The sequence below is a fragment of the Nocardioides luteus genome, assembly GCF_000960475.2.
In the GTDB taxonomy this organism is placed as follows: Bacteria; Actinomycetota; Actinomycetes; order Propionibacteriales; family Nocardioidaceae; genus Nocardioides; species Nocardioides luteus_A.
Window position 1 is genome coordinate 55,305 of the sequence record NZ_JZDQ02000029.1, and the last position, 17,860, is coordinate 73,164.

The 17,860-nt window shown below is 71.9% G+C and carries 16 protein-coding genes; 10 read left to right on the plus strand and 6 right to left on the minus strand.

Translation table 11 applies throughout. The features are described from left to right. Positions 1–96: 96 nt before the first annotated feature. From UG56_RS19515 to UG56_RS19525, 3 genes are read left to right on the plus strand one after another with little or no spacing between them, the layout of a single operon-like run. Positions 97–867, plus strand: coding sequence for an ABC transporter ATP-binding protein (locus tag UG56_RS19515; RefSeq protein ID WP_071327211.1), 771 nt, complete (start codon positions 97–99; stop codon positions 865–867). Further along, positions 864–2,744 (plus strand): FtsX-like permease family protein, encoded by a 1,881-nt coding sequence (locus UG56_RS19520; RefSeq protein ID WP_084101326.1) that lies wholly within the window; start codon positions 864–866, stop codon positions 2,742–2,744. Before UG56_RS19515 ends, UG56_RS19520 begins: the two co-directional genes overlap by 4 nt. A 40-nt stretch (positions 2,745–2,784) precedes the next feature. After that, complete coding sequence (locus tag UG56_RS19525) at positions 2,785–3,321, plus strand: HIT family protein (RefSeq protein ID WP_143055118.1); 537 nt, start codon at positions 2,785–2,787, stop codon at positions 3,319–3,321. Between the two features lie 11 nt (positions 3,322–3,332). Here UG56_RS19525 and UG56_RS19530 read toward each other — a convergent pair whose 3' ends face one another. Beyond that, positions 3,333–4,346: a S41 family peptidase gene (locus tag UG56_RS19530; protein ID WP_143055115.1), complete on the minus strand. Its 1,014-nt coding sequence runs from the start codon at positions 4,344–4,346 to the stop codon at positions 3,333–3,335. On the opposite strand from UG56_RS19530, the gene UG56_RS19535 reads away from it, so the two are divergent. After that, positions 4,227–4,736 (plus strand): ArsR/SmtB family transcription factor, encoded by a 510-nt coding sequence (locus UG56_RS19535; RefSeq protein ID WP_045551626.1) that lies wholly within the window; start codon positions 4,227–4,229, stop codon positions 4,734–4,736. The two genes, UG56_RS19530 and UG56_RS19535, sit on opposite strands and share 120 nt — an antisense overlap. A gap of 110 nt (positions 4,737–4,846) precedes the next feature. Here the strand turns inward: UG56_RS19535 and UG56_RS19540 are convergent, their stop codons facing one another. The 4 genes from UG56_RS19540 to UG56_RS19555 are packed head-to-tail and all read right to left on the minus strand — an operon-like array spanning position 4,847 to position 9,873. Continuing rightward, complete coding sequence (locus UG56_RS19540; protein ID WP_045551627.1) at positions 4,847–6,241, minus strand: GntP family permease; 1,395 nt, start codon at positions 6,239–6,241, stop codon at positions 4,847–4,849. A 34-nt stretch (positions 6,242–6,275) separates the two neighbouring features. Further along, entirely contained in the window at positions 6,276–6,920 is a 645-nt protein-coding gene (locus UG56_RS19545) for a bifunctional 4-hydroxy-2-oxoglutarate aldolase/2-dehydro-3-deoxy-phosphogluconate aldolase (RefSeq protein WP_045551628.1), read from the minus strand. Further along, positions 6,917–8,527, minus strand: a complete 1,611-nt coding sequence (locus tag UG56_RS19550; protein ID WP_045551629.1) for an N-acyl-D-amino-acid deacylase family protein — start codon at positions 8,525–8,527, stop codon at positions 6,917–6,919. Before UG56_RS19550 ends, UG56_RS19545 begins: the two co-directional genes overlap by 4 nt. Before the next feature lie 11 nt (positions 8,528–8,538). After that, entirely contained in the window at positions 8,539–9,873 is a 1,335-nt protein-coding gene (locus UG56_RS19555) for an alanine racemase (protein WP_071327213.1), read from the minus strand. Positions 9,874–9,998: 125 nt separating this feature from the next. Here UG56_RS19555 and UG56_RS19560 point away from each other — a divergent pair, with 125 nt between their 5' ends. The 3 genes from UG56_RS19560 to UG56_RS19570 all read left to right on the plus strand — a co-directional run bounded on the left by UG56_RS19560 (position 9,999) and on the right by UG56_RS19570 (position 12,283). Then, the gene (locus UG56_RS19560) at positions 9,999–11,024 is read left to right on the plus strand and encodes a sugar kinase (RefSeq protein ID WP_071327214.1); all 1,026 of its coding nucleotides are present in this window, start codon (positions 9,999–10,001) and stop codon (positions 11,022–11,024) included. Positions 11,025–11,103: 79 nt separating this feature from the next. Next, the gene (locus UG56_RS19565) at positions 11,104–11,853 is read left to right on the plus strand and encodes an IclR family transcriptional regulator (RefSeq protein WP_045552084.1); all 750 of its coding nucleotides are present in this window, start codon (positions 11,104–11,106) and stop codon (positions 11,851–11,853) included. A 25-nt stretch (positions 11,854–11,878) separates the two neighbouring features. After that, complete coding sequence (locus UG56_RS19570) at positions 11,879–12,283, plus strand: RidA family protein (protein ID WP_045552085.1); 405 nt, start codon at positions 11,879–11,881, stop codon at positions 12,281–12,283. 13 nt (positions 12,284–12,296) lie between these two features. Here the strand turns inward: UG56_RS19570 and UG56_RS19575 are convergent, their stop codons facing one another. Further along, on the minus strand, positions 12,297–14,471 hold the full coding sequence (locus tag UG56_RS19575) for an acyltransferase family protein (protein WP_071327215.1): 2,175 nt from the start codon (positions 14,469–14,471) through the stop codon (positions 12,297–12,299). A 190-nt stretch (positions 14,472–14,661) separates the two neighbouring features. On the opposite strand from UG56_RS19575, the gene UG56_RS19580 reads away from it, so the two are divergent. From UG56_RS19580 to UG56_RS19590, 3 genes are read left to right on the plus strand one after another with little or no spacing between them, the layout of a single operon-like run. Beyond that, positions 14,662–15,786 carry a sugar ABC transporter substrate-binding protein gene (locus UG56_RS19580; RefSeq protein WP_045551848.1) on the plus strand — a complete coding sequence of 375 codons (1,125 nt, stop codon included), beginning with the start codon at positions 14,662–14,664 and terminating at the stop codon, positions 15,784–15,786. After that, complete coding sequence (locus UG56_RS19585; RefSeq protein WP_045551849.1) at positions 15,783–16,532, plus strand: ATP-binding cassette domain-containing protein; 750 nt, start codon at positions 15,783–15,785, stop codon at positions 16,530–16,532. The genes UG56_RS19580 and UG56_RS19585 overlap by 4 nt, the downstream gene beginning before the upstream one ends. Next, positions 16,529–17,803: a sugar ABC transporter permease gene (locus tag UG56_RS19590; protein WP_045551850.1), complete on the plus strand. Its 1,275-nt coding sequence runs from the start codon at positions 16,529–16,531 to the stop codon at positions 17,801–17,803. Before UG56_RS19585 ends, UG56_RS19590 begins: the two co-directional genes overlap by 4 nt. The last annotated feature ends 57 nt before the right edge of the window (positions 17,804–17,860 follow it).

A 17,860-nucleotide genomic window follows, 5' to 3' on the forward strand; every position in this document is an offset into this window, starting at 1 on the left:
GGCACTCACCACCCCTCGGCGGGGTAGCGCACGCGCTACCCCGCCGTCGCGTCTGCGCCCGTGTGCGTGCCGCGTGCGAGGCGTTTGCTGGAGGACATGACCGCCACCGTCGCGCCCACTGTCGCGCCCGCCGTCGTCCTGGACGGCGTCACCCGCACCTACCGGTCCCGCTCCGGCAGGGTCCACGCCCTGCGCGGCGTGAGCCATGCCTTCGCCGCCGGGACGTTCACCGCCATCATGGGTCCGTCGGGATCGGGCAAGTCCACGCTGATGCAGATCGCCGCCGGCCTCGACCGGCCCACCGGTGGCAGCGTCCGGGTTGCCGGGACCGGCCTGGCCGGCCTGAACCGGACGACCCTGACGAAGCTGCGGCGCGAGCTCATGGGCTTCGTGTTCCAGCAGTACAACCTGCTCGACGCGCTCACCGCCTACGACAACGTCGCGCTGCCGGCGCGTCTGGCCGGACGGCGCGCGGATCGCGCCGAGGTGATCGCAGCCCTCGAGGCGGTCGGTCTGCACGGGCTCGCCAGGAGGCGGCCGCCGGAGCTCTCCGGCGGCCAGCAGCAGCGGGTCGCCATCGCGCGTGCCCTGCACACCCGGCCCGCGGTGCTCTTCGCCGACGAGCCGACCGGCGCGCTGGACCGTCACGCCGGGCGTGAGGTGCTCGAGCTGCTGCGTGACCTCGTCGACGCCCCGGGCGTTCACGGGCCGGCGCAGACCATCGTGATGGTCACCCACGACCCGCTCGCCGCCTCGTACGCCGACAGCGTGCTGTTCCTCGCCGACGGCCGGGTGGTCGGGCAGATGGAGCGCAGCGACCCGGTCCGGATCGGTGCGCGGATGGCCGAGCTCGAGGCCGCCCGATGAGTGTCCTTGTGATGGTCTCGCACAGCCTGAAGACCCTGCGCCAGTCCTGGCCGCCGTACGCCGGGGCCGCCGTCGCCCTCGCCGGCGGGATCGCCCTGGTCACCCTCGCCACCAACATGCTGGGAGCGCTCGGCACCGTCAGCGACGGGCTCGACCAGCAGACCCGGTCGCAGATCGACGATCTCGGCTCGCTGTTCGGGATCATGGCCGGCATCTCGCTCTTCCTGGCGCTCTTCGTGGTCTCCTCGACCTTCGGGTTCGTGGTGGCCACGCGGCGCCGCGAGCTGGGCCTGCTCCGTCTGCTCGGCGCGACACCACGCCAGGTGCGGACGCTGCTGCTCGGTGAGGCGGTCGCGGTCGCGGCCGTGGGCACGGTGGCCGGCTGTCTGCTCGGCACCGCGGTCACGGTGCCGGTGCTGCACGTCCTGCATCGGGCCGGGGTCACCCCCGTCCTGCTCACGATGCCCGGCCAGGGCGCGGGATGGGCGATCGCCGCGTCCTGCGGCGTCGGCGTCGCTCTCGTCGGAGCCTGGCGTGCGGGCGCCCGCGCGGGACGTACGCAGCCGGTCGAGGCACTGCGCGACGCGGTCCTCGAGCGCCGGCGGCCCACGGTGGTCCAAGGGCTGGTCGCGCTCACCGCGGCCGCCGCGCTGATCGCCACCGCCTGGTTCGCTCCCGGGATGCCGCTGCTGTTCGCCCTGCTCGTGGGCATGTTCCTCCCGATCGTCGCCGTGATCGGGGCCAATGCCGTCGGCGGCCTGCTCTACACCGAGCTCGCTGCCGTCGCCGGTGCCGCGATGGCGCGACGGGACCCGGCGGCCCACCTGGCCCGCGATCTCGCCCGCACCAGCGGCCGGATGACCTCCGCCGTGGCGGCGCCGGTGGTGGCCATCATGGCGGTGGCCGGCTCGATGGTCCTCGCGGTCGGTGCCACCGCCGACTGGAGCGAGGGAGCCGACCGGTCCGCGCTCCATTCGGAGCTGGTCGTCGAGGCGGCGCACCCCGAGCGGATCCGGGACGTACCCGGGGTCGAGGTGAGCGATGTCCGCCGCACCGCTCGTGTCGGGTTCTGGGACGGTCCCACCGAGGTCGAGGTGGTCGATGTCGCCGACGCGGCCGCGACGCGGAGCCTGCAGGCGACGCGGGGGAGCCTGGCCGACCTGCACGGCCGGGCGGTGGCGGTCACCGCCTCCTACGTGACCGACCTCGGCGGCCGGATCGGTCAGACCCGCCGGATGCGCATCGGCGACCGGCCCGTCGAGGTGCGCCTGGTCGCGGTCGTCCCCGACGCCCCGAACCTGTGGGCCGACGTCATCGTGCCCGACGACCTGCCGGGCATCGGCAAGGTCGCCCGCGACACCGGAACGGTCTTCGTGCGCACCGACGCCGGCGCGGACGTCGCCGTGACGGCACGCTCGATCCGGGACACCGGCGCGCAGGTGAGCACCGCCGCCGCGTGGGTCGGCACCGTCTCCGCCGAGGCCCGCGCCACGAACACGGTCGTCCTGTGGGTGATGCTCGGCCCGGCCGGGGTCTACGCCGCGATCGCGGCCGTCAACGCTGTCCTGATCGGGATGAGCCAGCGCCGCCGCCAGACCGCCACCGCCCGGCTCCTCGGTGCCACCCCGGCACAGGTGCGCCGGACCACGCTCTGGGAGACGGTGTTCACCGGCGCCGGCGCCCTGCTGGTCGGCGGCGCGATCGCCGCCTTCACCGGCTGGCTGGTCCGGCAGGCAGTCGTACGCGACGTGCCGGACGCGCCGCTGACGGTGCCTTGGCAGGCGCTGTCCGGGATCACCGCGGCCTGCCTGGTCGTGCTGCTCGCCGCGGCCGTCGCCGGGGCGTACGCGCTGCGGGGCGGGGAAGCGCCCGACTGACCTTTCCAGGGGATTAAGTAGTCTTTGCCGCGTGACGGAGATGGACGGCGTACTCACCCAGGACGGCATCGGCGAGGGCGACGGGCTGGAGCGGCTGTGGACGCCCTACCGGATGGCCTACATCCGTGGGGAGAACAAGCCCAGCGACCCGTCGGAGACGAAGTGCCCGTTCTGCCGGGTGCCGACGCTCGAGGATGCCGAGGGCCTGGTCGTCCACCGCGGCGAGACCTGCTTCGTCGTGCTCAACCTCTATCCGTACGCCCCGGGCCACATGATGGTGTGCCCCTACCGTCACGTCGCCGGCTACGTCGAAACCACGGACGAGGAGGCCGCCGAGATGGCGGTGCTGACCAAGCAGGCCGTACGCACCCTCGCCGGCGTCTCGCGCGCCGAGGGCTTCAACATCGGCATGAACCAGGGCACCGCCGGTGGCGCGGGCATCGCCGCCCATCTGCACCAGCACATCGTGCCCCGCTGGGTCGGCGACCAGAACTTCATGCCGATCATCGGGCGCACCAAGACCCTGCCGCAGCTGCTCACCGACACCCGGCAGCTGCTCGCCGACGCCTGGGGTTAGTCACCGCGTCGTCACAGCACGAGCGCGGCCTCGAGGGCATCCTCGGACGGGCAGGGGCGATCCGGGACGACACCGACACCTTCCCAGTTGGTCCCGGTGACGGCGTTGACGGACCGTGCGACGGGGACATGCAGCTGGAGGTGCTCGGTGAGGTCGAACGCCTCACGCGGATGCGCCCCGCCGCCGGTGGTCTCTCCGACGACCACGGCGCGACCGAGCGACTGGAGGTCGTAGGCCAGCTCCTCTCCGCCGCTGAAGGTGCACGCACTGGTGAGGACGACGACCGGCACGTCCGGCAGCCGTGGGGAGACCTCAGGGGTCGTGATCGAGGACTCGGTGGTGCCGTCTCTGTGCACCAGATCCTGCAGGTGCACAGGGTCCGCACCCATCAGGTGGCTGACCAGGAGCGCGACCGACTCGGGCACACCGCCGAGACAGCCGCGCAGGTCGAGGATCAGCCGGTCGACGCCCTCGAGAAGCAGGTACGCCGCAGCGGCCGCCGGTCCGGCATGCTCCGGGGGCGGAATGACGGGCCCGATCGTCATCAGGCCGACGTTGCCCTCGAGACGCCGCACCTCGGTGATCCCGGGACCGTCGACGCGGCTCACGGCAGCGAAGTGGGCACGGATCGCCTCCTCGTCCGCCTCCGGAGGGACCCCCTCGGGGTAGTGCCTCACCCGGAGATGGAGATCGCCGTTGACCGACTGCAGCGCCGCGGTGAGCGTCGCGGCGGCTTCCGGTCCGTCGCCGTCGAGGGTGACGTCCGCCAGCGTGGCGGCGATCCGGTCGGCCACGTCGGGAAAGACGTAGTGGGAGCGGACGAGGTCCTGGATACGTGTGATGAGCATGGTCAGAGTCGACCGCACCCCTTGACGAAGCGTCAAAGGTTCTTGACGCTTGATTTCATGGAGCCACCGATCACCCAGGCGACGCCCGCACAGGTGCAGGCGCTCGCGCACCCGACACGACACCGGATATGGCGTGCCAGCGGCAACGAGGGAGCCACCGTCAGCCAGCTCAGCCATCGGCTGAAGGTCAACAAGGGCAACGTCGCCCATCACGTGAAGGTGCTGGTCGAGGTGGGTCTGCTGCGCCCGGACCGCACCAGGACCGTGCGAGGCGGAACCGAGCAGTACTACGTCACCACGGCACGCCGCATCAGCGTCGATGACGACCAGGATGCCGTCCGGGCGATGTTCGCATCGATCGCCGAGGACCTTGTCGGCGCCGAGGCCCCGCTGATCAACCACCGCACCATCCGGCTCACCCGACGCCAGGCCAAGGCACTGGCCGAGCACCTCGACCGCGTGGTGAACGACCTCCACCCGGCCTCGCCCGACGAGCCGGCCCATGGCGTGCTGGTGAGCGTCTACCGACATCAGCCGACGATGCGGGTCGGCTCCTCGCCGAGGTAGGGAGCCATGCTGCGGACGTCCTGGCAGAAGAGGTGGGAGTCGCCGGCCATCAGCTGCTGGCCGACACCCGCTCGGGGGGCTGGACCCAGGAGTCCAGACCCCCGGCCGGATCAGACGATCGCCCAGGCCACGGCGGCGGCCGCGAAGCCGGTGACCGAGAGCACGGTCTCCAGCACGGTCCAGGTCGCCAGGGTCTGCTTCACGGTGAGGTTGAAGTAGCGCGAGACGATCCAGAAGCCGCCGTCGTTGACGTGGCTGAGGATGATCGAGCCGGCGGCGATCGCGACCGCGATCACGGCGAGCTCGGGCTGCGAGTAGCCGTCGCCCAGGGTGGGCGCGACGATGCCGCCGGTGGTCACGATCGCCACGGTCGCGGAGCCCTGGGCGATCCGGAGGCCGCAGGAGATGACGTAGGCCAGCAGCAGGACCGGGAGGCCGGCGTCGGCGAGCACCTCGGCGAGGGCGGCGCCCACGCCGGTCGCGGAGATGACGGAGCCGAAGAACGCGCCGGCACCGACGACGAGCAGGATCATGCCGACCGGTCGCAGCGAGGCGCCGGTGAACTCCGAGATCTCCTCGAGCCTCATGCCGCGGCGGATGCCGAGCAGCCAGAAGGCGAGCAGCACGGCGATGGTGAGCGCGATCGCCGGGTTGCCGAGGAAGGTGAGCACGCTGAGCAGCCGGCCCGGGTCGAGCAGCATCGTGCCGAAGGTCGCGCCCAGGATCAGGACCAGCGGCACCGCGATCACCCCGAGGACCAGGGCGAGCGAGACCGGGGCGACCGGCGTCCTGTCCTGCTCCTGCTCAGCCTCGGTCTCGGCGACCAGCATCTCCTCGGGCACCGAGACCTGGACCCGCGGCGCGATCCACATCGGGAAGAGGATCCCGGCCGCGGCGAACGCCGGCAGGCCGCAGAGCAGACCCATGATGATCAGCCAGCCGAGGTCGACACCGAGGAGTCCGCCCAGGGCCGTCGGGCCGGGGTGGGGCGGTAGGAACGCGTGGGTCATCGACAGACCCGCGAGGACGGGGAGGGCGTAGAGGACGAGCGAGCGACCGCCTCGGTGGGCCGCGACGTACACCAGCGGGGCGAGGACGAAGATGCCGATGTCGAAGAAGACCGGGATGCCGAAGATCAGGCCGACCAGGCCCATCGCGACCGGGGTGCCGCGCTCGCCGAAGATGCCGATCAGCTTGGAGGCGAGCACGTCGGCGCCGCCGGACCGCTCGAGCAGCGAGCCCAGCACGGTGCCGAGACCGATGATGAGCGCGATGTGGCCGAGCACGCCGCCGAAGCCGGTCTCGATGAGCGACTCCTTCGAGGCGAGGGCCGTGCCGACCATCTGCTCGACGGAGAGACCGGCCGCGACGGCCAGGCCGATGCCGCTGATGAAGAGGGCGATGAAGGGTTCGAGCTTCACCTTGATGATCAAGAAGAGGAGCACGGCGATCGCCACTGCGCAGAGCAGCAGCAGCCCGGTCGTGCTTGTCTGGAGCCAATGCATGGTCGGTTCTCCTGTGGGTCAGGTGGGGGACGGTTCAGCGCAGAGCAGCGCGGAACCGGGCGGCGTTGGTGGTGATCTGCTCCCACCGGGCCTCGTCGACGTCGGCGGGCTTCACCACCGACGTCCCGGCGGTCACGGCGATGGCGCCGGCCCGTAGGAACTCCGCGGCGTTGTCGTCGTCGACTCCGCCGGAAGGGATCAGGGCGACCTCGGGGAACGGCCCCCGCAGGTCGGAGAAGTAGCGCGGGCCGACGGCCCGGGCCGGGAAGATCTTGACCGCGTCGGCGCCGAGTGCGGTCGCGGTCAGGACCTCGGTCGGGGTGAGCGCGCCGAGGACGACGGCGGCACCGGCGGCATGACCCGCGGCGACGATCTCCGCGGCCTCCGCCGGCAGACCCGGCGTGACCAGGAACCTCGCCCCGGCGGCGAGGGCGGCGCGAGCCTGGTCGACGGTCAGCACCGTCCCGGCGCCGATGACGATGTCGTCCTCGGCCCGGGCGGTGACGTCGGCGAGGAGATTGGTCAGGCCCGGCGTCGTGTAGGTCAGCTCCACGGTCCGGATGCCGCCGGCCGCCAGGGCGTGGCACAGCGCGACCGGATCCTCGAGCCGGGAGGCGCGTACGACGACCAGCGCCCGGTCGGCGCGGAGCGTGTCGATCACGGGGTTGCTGGCGTTCATCGGGGTCGGGTTCCTTCCTCGGTGCGGCGCAGCGCCCGGCCGGGCAGCGCGTCGGTGCGGTGGCCGTCCTCGATGACGGCGGTGCCGTTGACCAGCACCCAGTCGATGCCGCGCGCCTGCTGCTGCGGCTCCTCGAAGGTGGCGGTGTCCTGGACGGTGTCGGGGTCGAAGAGCACCAGGTCGGCGGCGTACCCCTCGCGGACCAGACCGCGCTCGCGCAGCCGCAGCCGGGAGGCGGGGCGGCCGGTCAGGTGGTGGACGCAGTCGACCAGGTCGAGCACGCCGAGGTCGCGTACGTAGCGGGCCAGGTAGCGGGGAAAGGTGCCCCACGCGCGCGGGTGCGGGCGCTCGCCGACGAGGATGGCGTCGCTGCCCCCGCAGTGGGTGCGGTGCCGCATGATCGTCTGCACGTTCTCCTCGTGGCCGACGTGCTGCAGGATCGTGGTGGCCATCCGGTCGCGGACGAGCAGGTCGAAGAAGACCTCGGTGGCCACCTGGCCGGACTCCTCGGCGATCTCGGCGACGGTGCGGCCGACGTGGCGCGACAGCTCGGGGTTGCGTACGCCGCTGATCTGGATCGTGCGCCAGTCGGTGACGCAGCCGTGGCAGCCGTCGGTGCCGACGTGGTCGAGCTCGTGCGCTATCCGGGCACGGTCGGTCGGGTCCGCGATCCGGGCGAGCAGGGCGTCCGGGCCGCCCGCGGTCGACCAGCTGGGCAGCACCGCGCTGAGCGTGGTGGCGCCGGGGAGGTAGGGGTAGGTGTCGAGGGTGATGTCGACGCCGTCGGCCAGGCCGGCCTCGATGAGGTCGACCAGCTCACCGGCACGCCCGCGGTTGGGCTCGAAGTTCATGGTCGCGTGGGTGAGGTGGAGGGCGCACCCGGAGGTGCGGGCGACCTCGATCATCTCCGCGTACGCGTCGAGGGCCCCGGCCCCGTAGGACCGGTGGTGCGGGCTGTAGTAGCCGCCCGCCTCGGCGACGACCCGGCACAGCGTGGCCAGCTCCTCGTCGTCGGCGAACATGCTCGGCGGGTAGGTCAGCCCGCTGCTCATCCCGACCGCGCCCTCCTCGAGACCGACCCGGAGCAGCCGGGCCATCTCGGCGACCTCGGCGGAGGTCGCGGGCCGGTTGTCCGGGCCGACGACCATCAGCCGCAGCGTCCCCTGCGGCACGAGGTACGCCGCGTTGCACGCGATCCCGCGGTCGAGCCGGTCCAGGTAGCCGGCGACGGTGTCCCAGTCGAAGTCGAAGTCGTCGGGCTCACCGTTCCAGCCTGCGATCTGCCGGCGCAGCTGGGCCCGCGCGGCGGCGTCGGCCGGCGCGAACGAGAGTCCGTCCTGTCCGACGACCTCGAGCGTGACGCCCTGGCTCACCTTGGCGGTATGGTCGGGGTTCACCAGGATCTGCAGGTCCGAGTGGGCGTGCATGTCGATGAACCCCGGGGTCAGCGCCCGCCCGGCGGCGTCGATGGTGCGCCCCGCGGCCGGCACCGAACCGTCGGTGTGGATGCCGGTGATCCGGCCCGCGTCGATGCTGACGTGGGCGGGGAAGGCCGGGGCGCCGCTGCCGTCGATGACGGTCGCGTCCCTGATCAGCAGGTCGGTCATGGTCGTTCCTCTCAGAACCAGGTCCGGACGAGGTCCACGACGACCGGGTCGTCGGCGTCGGCGTCGTCGAGGACCGGGACGAGGCCCCACTTGTCGAAGGCGGTGCACGGGTGCGAGAGCCCGAGGCGGAGCTCGTCGCCGATCACGACGGGCGCCTCGACGGCGGCGGGGTCCCAGCGCAGGAAGCCGTGCTGGTCGTTGAGCGCGGTGACCTCGACGCCGGTGAGGGGAGTGGCGGGGGACCCGGTGGTCCGGGCGCGCCGCAGCTGGGCCTCGGGAAGACCCTCGTCGAAGGGCAGGTCGCGCTTGCCGGCGTCGAACAGCGCCAGCCCGGGCTCCGGCTGCGAGGAGATCCGCACCCAGCCGTGCAGCGCGCTTCGCAACCCCGGCCCGGTGGTGCGGGGCGCACTCCCCAACGGGGAGATGCCGCGGTAGAAGCCGTCGTCGTGGGTGATGTAGGCGCCGCTGCGCAGCACCACCCGGGCCTCGTCGGTCGCCACGAGCGGCGCGAGCGCGTCGGCCACCTGCTCGAAGTAGGCGCTGCCGCCGGCGCTGACCACCGGGGTCCGGCCGCTCGGCAGCAGGCCGGAGATCCGCCGGTGCAGGGAGACCAGGCTGTCGACGTACGCATGGACGATCTCGAGCGCGGCCTCGTCGGTGGTGTGCGCCAGGGCGCCCTCGTAGCCGGTCACGCCGGCGAGCGCCAGATGGGGTGAGGCGGCGATCGCCTCGGCGACCGCGACGGCGGTCTCCTCGTCCCGCGCACCGGTGCGACCGCCGGCGGCGCCCCGCTCGACCAGGACGCCGAGCGGGCGCCGCGGGCCGGCCTCGGCGACATGGGCGGCGAGCGCGTCGTGCATCAGGGACACCGTCCGCGGCGAGTCGGCCCACACCAGGATCTCCAGATCCGTGTCCTCGGTGAGCTGGTCGGAGATCCAGCGCAGGGTGAGCGGGGAGACGATCGCGTTGGCCACGATCACCCGGGAGACGCCGAAGGCGCGGGCGACGGCGAGCTGATGGAGGTTCGCGACGGTGATCGCCCAGGCACCGGCGCCGAGCTGCTCGGCCCAGAGCTGGGGTGCCATCGTGGTCTTGCCGTGCGGGGCGAGCGCCATGCCGCGCTCGGCGCACCAGGCGGCCAGCACGTCACGGTTGTGGGTCATCGCGACCCGGGAGAGGGAGAGCACGGGCGTGGGCAGCTGGGAGAGCCGCGGCGCCGCCTCGAGCACCTCGGCGACCGTACGTCCCCACAGCGAGGGCGGGATCGCCTTGTGGCGCCAGTCGACCCGCTCGTCGCGCAGCGCGGCGACGGCGGTCGTGTCGATGTGGGCTGCCGGGTGATCCATGGCCCGTCCTTCCTTGCGTTGCATATTGTGCAACTCTGATTGCGTATTTCGATTCGTTAGTTGTAGCATCGGTCACAGCGGCCGTCAACGGCGCCGCGGAGAACCAACAGGGAGGAGCCCCGTTCGTGGGCAGTAGCGGAGACGTGCGAGTGGTCTGTCTCGGGGAGGCGATGGTCGTCCTGCGTCCGGAGGGCGAGCAGCCGCTGGCCGCAGCGACGACCCTGCGCCGCTCGGTCGGTGGCGCCGAGGCCAACGTCGCCGGAGGTCTGGCCGCTCTCGGCGTGCGGACCGCCTGGGTGTCCCGGCTCGGCCGGGACCCGTTCGGCGACGTCGTGACCGACGACCTGGCCGCCCGCGGCGTCGACGTCGAGACCGAGCGCGACCCGCAGCGGCCGACGGGGCTCTACCTGAAGGACCCGGCCCCCGAGGGCAGCCGGATGCACTACTACCGCGCCGGCTCCGCGGCGGCCGCGATGGACGCCGACCTGCTCGACCGGCCCGGGGTCGCCCACGCGCTGGCCACGGCCGCGGTCGTGCACACCTCAGGCATCACCGCCGGCATCCTCGAGGAGGGCTCGGCGCTGGTCGAGCGCCTGCTGGCCCTGCGCGAGGAGCTCGGCTTCCGGCTCAGCGTCGACCTCAACTGGCGCCCGGCCCTGTGGGCCGGCCGCAGCAACGAACGGCTCCTCGACCTGCTCCGTGCGGCCGACATCGTCCTGCTCGGCGCCGACGAGGCGCGGGCGGCGCTCGGTGTGCACACCCCGCCGGACCTGCGCGAGCTCCTGGGCGATCGCCCGAGACTGGTGATCAAGGCCGACTCCCACGCGGCGAGCGAGCACGACCCGGACGGCACGACCACCCAGGTCCCCGCGCTCCGCGTCGACGTGGTGGAGCCGGTGGGAGCCGGCGACGGCTTCGCGGCCGGCTACCTCGCCGCGCTCGTCGACGGCATCGGCCCGGTGGGCCGCCTGCGGCAGGGCCACCTGGTCGCGGCGGGCGTGCTGGCCGCGACCGGCGACCATGCGACACCGCCGGCCGCCGACGTACGCGCCCGGCTGCTGGACTGCTCCGAGGACGCCTGGGCCGCAACCCGGGTGAGCGCCGCCGGCATCGACTCCCCGGCCCTGATGACCCGGGAGGGGGCCCGATGAGCGAGCGTCAGCGAGCGAACATCGGATCTTTCATCGGGCCGCGTCCGTATTCTGGCGCTTGCGCTACGGAGGTGGCCCGATGAGCCAGAGTCTCTCCCGCGCGCTGCAGATCCTCATCGAGCTCGGCGAGGGCGAGCGGTCCCTCGACCAGGTGGCCGCCAGCCTCGGGGTCCACAAGACGACCGCGATGCGGCTGCTGCACACCCTGGAGGCCGACCGGTTCGTACGCCGCGACGACCGCCAGCGCTACCACCTCGGTTCCCGGCTGTTCGCGCTCGGCGGCGCCGCGCTGGCCCAGCACGCGATCCGCGACGTGGCCCAGCCCCATCTGACCCGGCTGGCGGCCGAGACCGGTGGGCAGGCCGTCCACCTGGCCGGCTACGAGAACGGCACGGCCATCTACCTCGCCAAGGTGGAGAGCACCCATGCGGTGCGGATGTACTCCCGGGTGGGGCTGCCGGCCGCGCTGCACGCGACCGCCGTCGGCAAGGTGCTGGTCGCGGACCTGCCGCCGGGGGAGCGCGAGGCCGTGATCGCGGGCATCGACTTCCATCCGTTCACCAGCCGCACGATCGCCGACGCGGCCGGCTACCGCGAGGTGCTCGCCCGCACCCGCGAGCAGGGCTGGGCCGAGGACGCCGCCGAGCACGAGGACTTCATCAACTGCGTCGGGGCGCCCGTACGCGACGAGACCGGGCGCGTGGTCGCCGCGGTCTCCGTCTCCGTGCCCGACGTGATCCTGCCCCGCGAGGGAGTGCGTGCCCTGGTGCCGCAGCTCCTCGCCGCCACCGAAGCGATCTCCGCCGACTGGGCCGGCCGGAGCTCATGAGAACACCCCGAGAGGAACCCATCCCATGACCGACACCCGCATCTCCACCGACCAGGCTCCCGCCCCCGCGCACACCTTCTCCCAGGGCGTCGTCCGTGGCGGCCTGATCCAGGTCTCCGGCCAGGGTCCGGTCGACCCCGCCACCAACGAATATCTCTTCCCCGGTGACGTGAAGGCCCAGACCGTGCGCACCCTGCAGAACGTGGAGGCGATCCTGGCTGCCGCCGGTGCGGGCTTCGAGGACGTGCTGATGCTCCGGGTCTACCTCACGACCCGCGACGACTTCGCCGCGATGAACGACGCCTACGGTGAGTTCATCGGCTCGCGGGTCGCCGAGGGCGGCATCCTGCCGTGCCGCACCACCGTGATGACCGGTCTGCCCCGCGAGGAGATGCTCGTCGAGATCGACGCGCTCGCCGTCGCCCGCTAGTCGATGACTCGCGCTAGTCGATGACCTGGGCCAGCTGCCGGCCCAGGTAGGGCGCCAGCGTGCGGGCGTAGCGCGAGGTGATGTGGTTGCCGTCGCGGTAGACGATGACGTTGCCGATCACCGCCGGGCAGACCCGCTCCTCGCAGAAGAGGTCGGTCATGTCGACCAGGTGGGCGTTGGGGTCGCGGGCGACGGCGTCGCGGTGGGGGTCCTTGACGAGCACGTCCGTGCGCGGCCGCCCGCACGCCGCGCCCGCGGTCTCGGGGGAGTGTCGCTGGATGCAGCCCAGGGTGGTGCGGAGGTAGGCGGCGGTGTCGGGCTCGAACATCGGGTTGTCGACCAGCGCGATCACCGGGACGTCCTTCGAGGGGCGGTGGCTCCATGCCTCGACCAGGCCGTTGACGGTCGACTCGTAGGGTGTCTCGCCGGCCAGCGGCTGGGTCGTCTTGCGGGCGGAGTGGGTGACGATGATCGCGTCGAGGTCCTGCTGCTCGGGAGCCCGCAGGTAGGCCTCGAGCTGCCGGTTCCACTCCGCGCAGGCGGGTCGGTTGTCGGCGATGTTCTGGCCGAGCGGGCGGGCGTTCCAGTGGCAGGCGGCGCGGGCGGCGACGTCGATGCGCCAGCTGCGCTGCTTGCCGATCAGGTCGAGCGCGCCCACCGGGGCGACGGCGTGGGAGTCGCCGACCATCAGCAGGCGCTTCTGGTAGCCCTCGACGGCGCCGTTCGGGCAGGCGCTGAACCGCACCGGGCGCTCCTCGAAGGACCAGCACTGCCCGCGGTTGTCGTCGTCCTCGCCGATCGCGGCCACCGCCGGGATCAGCTCGCCACGCAGCTCGGGGTTGCGGCAGGCGTCTCCTGACGAGCTCGCCGCCAGCGAGGCCGCGCCGAGGCAGTCGGTCGTGTAGGGGTCGGCGCTGGCGAGCCTGGCCGCCGCCGCGATGGCCCGGTCCTCCGAGCGGTCGATCGCGACCAGGCCGCTCGCGCCGGCGCCGACGGCGACCGCGAGGGCGGCCAGCGTGGCGACCAGGGCCCGCGGACCGCCGGGCCTGATGACGTACGTCTGCACCTGGCGGGTCACGAGCCGGTTGGTCGCCCAGGCGAGCAGGGTCGAGACGACCAGCACGCCCGCCGCCGAGGCGAGGGTGAGGCGCTCCTCGCCGGTGTAGTAGAGCCAGGCGATGAGCAGCGGCCAGTGCCACAGGTAGAGCTCGTAGGAGATGTCGGCGACGAACCGCAGCGGCCGGGTCTCCAGAAGGCGCCGCGGTCCCCGCGGCGACGGGGTCGAGCCGGCCATCACCAGCAGCGCCCCGGTGACCGGCCACAGGGCCAGCGGCCCCGGGAAGTGGTCAGCGCCGTCCATCACGAAACCGCAGCTCACGACCAGGGCGAGACCGGCCCACGCGGCGTACGGCTTGATGCTCTCCGGCAGGCTCACGCGACGCAGCGCGAGCGCGGTCAAGGCACCGGCGCCGATCTCCCAGAAGCGGGTGACCGAGTTGAAGTACGCCGCCGCCTGGTCGGCCGCGGAGACCTTGATCGCGTAGAGGAAGGAGACCGCGAACGCGGCCGCGGTCAGCACGAACAGCACCCGGGCGAGGCCCAGCCGCCCGCGCGTCACCACGCGGAGCAGGGCGGCGAGACCGACGACGGCCAGCGGCCACACCAGGAAGAACTGTCCCTGCACCGCGAGCGACCAGAAGTGCTGCACCGGGGTGGAGGAGGGCCCGGCCGCGCCGTAGGAGAGCTGGCTGGAGATGAGCTCCCAGTTGAGCAGGTAGGTCGCCGAGGCGATGATCTCGCGCGTCGTCTGGGTCCACAGCGTCTGCGGGATGAAGACGACCATCAGCGCGGCCGTCGCGGCCAGCACGAGCAGGGCCGGTGCGGCGAGCCGCGCGAACGTACGTCCGTAGTGCTCGCCCAGCCTCACCCGGCCGCGCTCGGCCTTGCCCACCAGCGACCGGGTGGCGAGGAAGCCGGAGATCACCAGGAAGACGTCGATGCCGCCGGAGACCCGGCCGTTGCCGAAGAGGTGGAAGGCGACCACCAGGGTCAGGGCGATGCCGCGCAGGCCGTGGATCTCGCTGATGTGTCCGGAGGTGTGCCCCGGGGTGTGCCCATATTTGGGGCTCTTGGGTTCGCGGTCGTCCCGGGTGGCCGGGGGAGTGGGGAAATCCGAGATGGCGGTCACGTGATCGCTGTTCTAGTGGACGTCGGTGTGCGGGAGCCGTCGCACCATAACGGGCAGTGGTGACGTGTTGGCGTACGGGCGTTGTCATTCCGTCATCGAGATCTCCTCGAAACCGTTTCACAACGCCGCCGGAGGAGATAGGTTGCACCCCGACGTGACTTAGATCACACCAGGACTGAGGAGTTCGAGGATGAACACGCACAAGATCGGCCGCCTCTTCGCGGTCGCCGCGGTCGCGACCCTGTCGACCGCAACGCTCGTGGCATGTGGCGGAAGCTCGGATGACGGTGACGGCGGCTCGGGCGACTCGGGCGGCACCGACGTCGGGGTGATCCTGCCCGACGCGACCACGTCTCCCCGATGGGAGTCCCAGGACCGGCCCAACCTCGAGAACGCGTTCAAGGACGCCGACCTCAAGGCCACGATCCAGAACGCTCAGGGCAACACGGCCAAGTTCGGCCAGCTCTGCGACAGCATGATCAACGAGGGCGTCAAGGTCATCATCATCACCAACCTCGACTCCGAGTCCGGCACCGCCTGCCTGAAGAAGGCCGCCGACGCGGGAGTGACGAGCATCGACTACGACCGGCTGACGCTCAACGGCGGCGCGTCCTACTACGTCTCCTTCGACAACGTGAAGGTCGGCGAGCTGATGGGCACCGGCCTGGACGAGTGCATCACCGCCGCGGGCAAGAAGGGCGGCAACATCGTCTACGTCAACGGCGCGGCCACCGACAACAACGCGGCCCTGTTCAAGTCGGGCTACGAGAAGGCGCTCAAGCCGAAGATCGACGACGGCACCTACAAGCTGGTCGGCGACCAGTCGGGGGAGTGGGACGCCACCAAGGCGGGCCAGGTCTTCGACCAGATGTACACCGCCAACGGCGGGAAGATCGACGGCGTGGTCTCGGCCAACGACACCATGGCCGGCGGCATCATCGCCCGGCTCAAGGCCAACAAGGTCCAGGGCAAGATCCCGGTGACCGGCCAGGACGCCTCGGTCGAGGGTCTGCAGAACATCCTGCAGGGCTTCCAGTGCGGCACCGTCTACAAGAACACCGCGCTCGAGGCCAAGGCCGCCGCCGACCTGGCGATCGCGCTGATCAACGGCGACGAGGACGCCGCCTCGGCGCTGGCCACCGGTTCCGTGAAGGACACCGAGGCCGGCAAGGACGTGCCCTCGGTGCTCGCCGAGCCCGTCTGGGTCACCAAGGAGTCGGTCGGCACCGTGATCAAGGACGGTCAGGCCGACGCCGCCGAGGTGTGCGCCGGTGCGATCGCGGACCTGTGCACCGAGAACGGCGTGCCTCAGTGAGTCCGCTGCTGGAGCTGCGCGGCGTCGAGAAGTCCTTCGGCGCCGTGCAGGTCCTGCGCGGAGTCGACCTCTCGGTGCGGGCCGGCCGGGTCACCGCGCTCGTCGGCGACAACGGCGCCGGCAAGAGCACCCTGGTCAAGGGGATGGCCGGTATCCACCTCTTCGACGCCGGCGACTACCTCTTCGAGGGCGAGCCGGTGAAGGTGACCAACCCGAAGGACGCCGCCGCGCTCGGGATCGAGGTCGTCTACCAGGACCTCGCGCTGTGCGACAACCTCGACGTCGTCCACAACATGTTCCTCGGCCGGGAGATGAAACGGCTGCGGCTGGTCGACGAGGACACCATGGAGCAGCGCGCTCGGGAGACGCTCGACGGTCTCTCGGTGCGTACGCTGAAGTCGGTGCGTACGCCGGTCGCCTCCCTCTCCGGCGGCCAGCGTCAGACCGTCGCGATCGCCCGGGCCGTGCTGTGGAACTCCAAGCTGGTCGTCCTCGACGAGCCGACCGCGGCCCTCGGCGTGGCCCAGACCGAGCAGGTGCTCCGGCTGGTGCGGCGGCTGGCCGACAACGGCCTCGGCGTCCTCCTGATCAGTCACAACCTCAACGACGTCTTCGAGGTGGCCGACGACATCGCGGTCCTCTACCTGGGGCGCATGGTCGGCCAGATCGATGCCGCCTCGACGACCCGCGGGCGGGTCGTGGAAGCGATCACCACGGGCGTCGTTCCTGAAGGAGGTGCCGCATGAGTATCGACACCGAAGACCGGCCGGTGGCGGATCCGTCGTCGCCGGACCCGATGCCGGACAACTCGCTGGGCGGGATCTTCCGGGCCTACCTGGCCAAGCTCAGGGGCGGTGAGGTCGGCTCGCTGCCGGCGGTGCTGGGGCTGGTCGCGCTGGTCGTGGTCTTCTCCGCGCTGCGGCCCGAGCAGTTCACCAACTCGTTCAACTTCGCCAACCTGATCGGCCAGTCGGCGGGCGTGACCGTGCTGGCGATGGGCCTGGTGTTCGTGCTGCTGCTGGGCGAGATCGACCTCTCGGCGGGCTTCGCGGGCGGCACCTGCGCCGGCGTGCTCGGGGTGTTCCTGACCCGGCAGGAGTGGCCGCTTCTCCTGGCGTTGGTCGCGGCGCTGCTCACCGGCGCGGTGATCGGCCTGCTCATCGGGCTGTTGGTGGCCAGGCTCGGGATCCCGTCGTTCGTGGTCACCCTGGCCGCGTTCCTCGGGTTGCAGGGCGTGCTGCTGTCGATGATCGGTGAGGGCGGGACGATCCCCTACCGCAACGACTTCATCAACGGCCTCAACAACTCCAACCTGCCGGTCTGGCTCGGCTGGGCGCTCGCCGTCGTCTGCATCGTGGGCTATGCGGCCACGACGTACGTCGCCGATGCGCGCCGCCGCGCCAAGAACCTCACGGTGCAGCCCATCCTGCTGTGGGCGCTGAAGGCCGGGCTGCTGACGGTCGTGGTGCTCGCGGTGGTCGGCTATCTCTCCGTCGAGCGCAGCCGTAACCCGGCGCTGACCTCGCTCAAGGGGGTGCCCGTCTCGTTGCTGGTGATCGTCGGTCTGCTGATCGTGCTCACCTTCATGCTGACCCGCACCGCCTGGGGCCGGCACGTCTACGCGGTCGGCGGCAACGCCGAGGCGGCGCGCAGGGCCGGGATCAACGTGTTCCGGGTCCGTCTGTCATGCTTCGTCCTCTGCTCGACCATGGCGGCGGTCGCCGGCATCATGATCGCCAGCCGCACCAACTCGGTGAACCCCAACACCGGTGGCGAGACCACGCTGCTCTACGCCGTGGGCGCCGCCGTCATCGGCGGCACCTCGCTCTTCGGTGGCAAGGGCCGCGTCATCGACGCCGTCATCGGTGGCACCGTGGTGGCCGTCATCGACAACGGCATGGGCCTGCTCGACCAGCCGCAGGGCACCGTCTGGATGGTCACCGGCCTGGTGCTCCTGGTCGCGGCCAGCGTCGACGCGCTCTCCCGGCGACGGGCCTCGGCCACGGGGCACGTGTAGCTGTTCCTTCAGCACGGTGTGCAGGCGAAGGCGCACATCCCCGGCGGAGCTCCGCAC

What these genes read in the sequence shown, in the direction of transcription:
- UG56_RS19515 (WP_071327211.1), top strand. Translation starts at nt 97, where the DNA reads ATGACCGCCACCGTCGCGCCCACTGTCGCGCCCGCCGTCGTCCTGGAC.
- UG56_RS19520 (WP_084101326.1), top strand. Translation starts at nt 864, where the DNA reads ATGAGTGTCCTTGTGATGGTCTCGCACAGCCTGAAGACCCTGCGCCAG.
- UG56_RS19525 (WP_143055118.1), top strand. Translation starts at nt 2,785, where the DNA reads ATGGACGGCGTACTCACCCAGGACGGCATCGGCGAGGGCGACGGGCTG.
- UG56_RS19535 (WP_045551626.1), top strand. Translation starts at nt 4,227, where the DNA reads ATGGAGCCACCGATCACCCAGGCGACGCCCGCACAGGTGCAGGCGCTC.
- UG56_RS19530 (WP_143055115.1), bottom strand. Translation starts at nt 4,346, where the DNA reads ATGGCTGAGCTGGCTGACGGTGGCTCCCTCGTTGCCGCTGGCACGCCA.
- UG56_RS19540 (WP_045551627.1), bottom strand. Translation starts at nt 6,241, where the DNA reads ATGCATTGGCTCCAGACAAGCACGACCGGGCTGCTGCTGCTCTGCGCA.
- UG56_RS19545 (WP_045551628.1), bottom strand. Translation starts at nt 6,920, where the DNA reads ATGAACGCCAGCAACCCCGTGATCGACACGCTCCGCGCCGACCGGGCG.
- UG56_RS19550 (WP_045551629.1), bottom strand. Translation starts at nt 8,527, where the DNA reads ATGACCGACCTGCTGATCAGGGACGCGACCGTCATCGACGGCAGCGGC.
- UG56_RS19555 (WP_071327213.1), bottom strand. Translation starts at nt 9,873, where the DNA reads ATGGATCACCCGGCAGCCCACATCGACACGACCGCCGTCGCCGCGCTG.
- UG56_RS19565 (WP_045552084.1), top strand. Translation starts at nt 11,104, where the DNA reads ATGAGCCAGAGTCTCTCCCGCGCGCTGCAGATCCTCATCGAGCTCGGC.
- UG56_RS19570 (WP_045552085.1), top strand. Translation starts at nt 11,879, where the DNA reads ATGACCGACACCCGCATCTCCACCGACCAGGCTCCCGCCCCCGCGCAC.
- UG56_RS19580 (WP_045551848.1), top strand. Translation starts at nt 14,662, where the DNA reads ATGAACACGCACAAGATCGGCCGCCTCTTCGCGGTCGCCGCGGTCGCG.
- UG56_RS19590 (WP_045551850.1), top strand. Translation starts at nt 16,529, where the DNA reads ATGAGTATCGACACCGAAGACCGGCCGGTGGCGGATCCGTCGTCGCCG.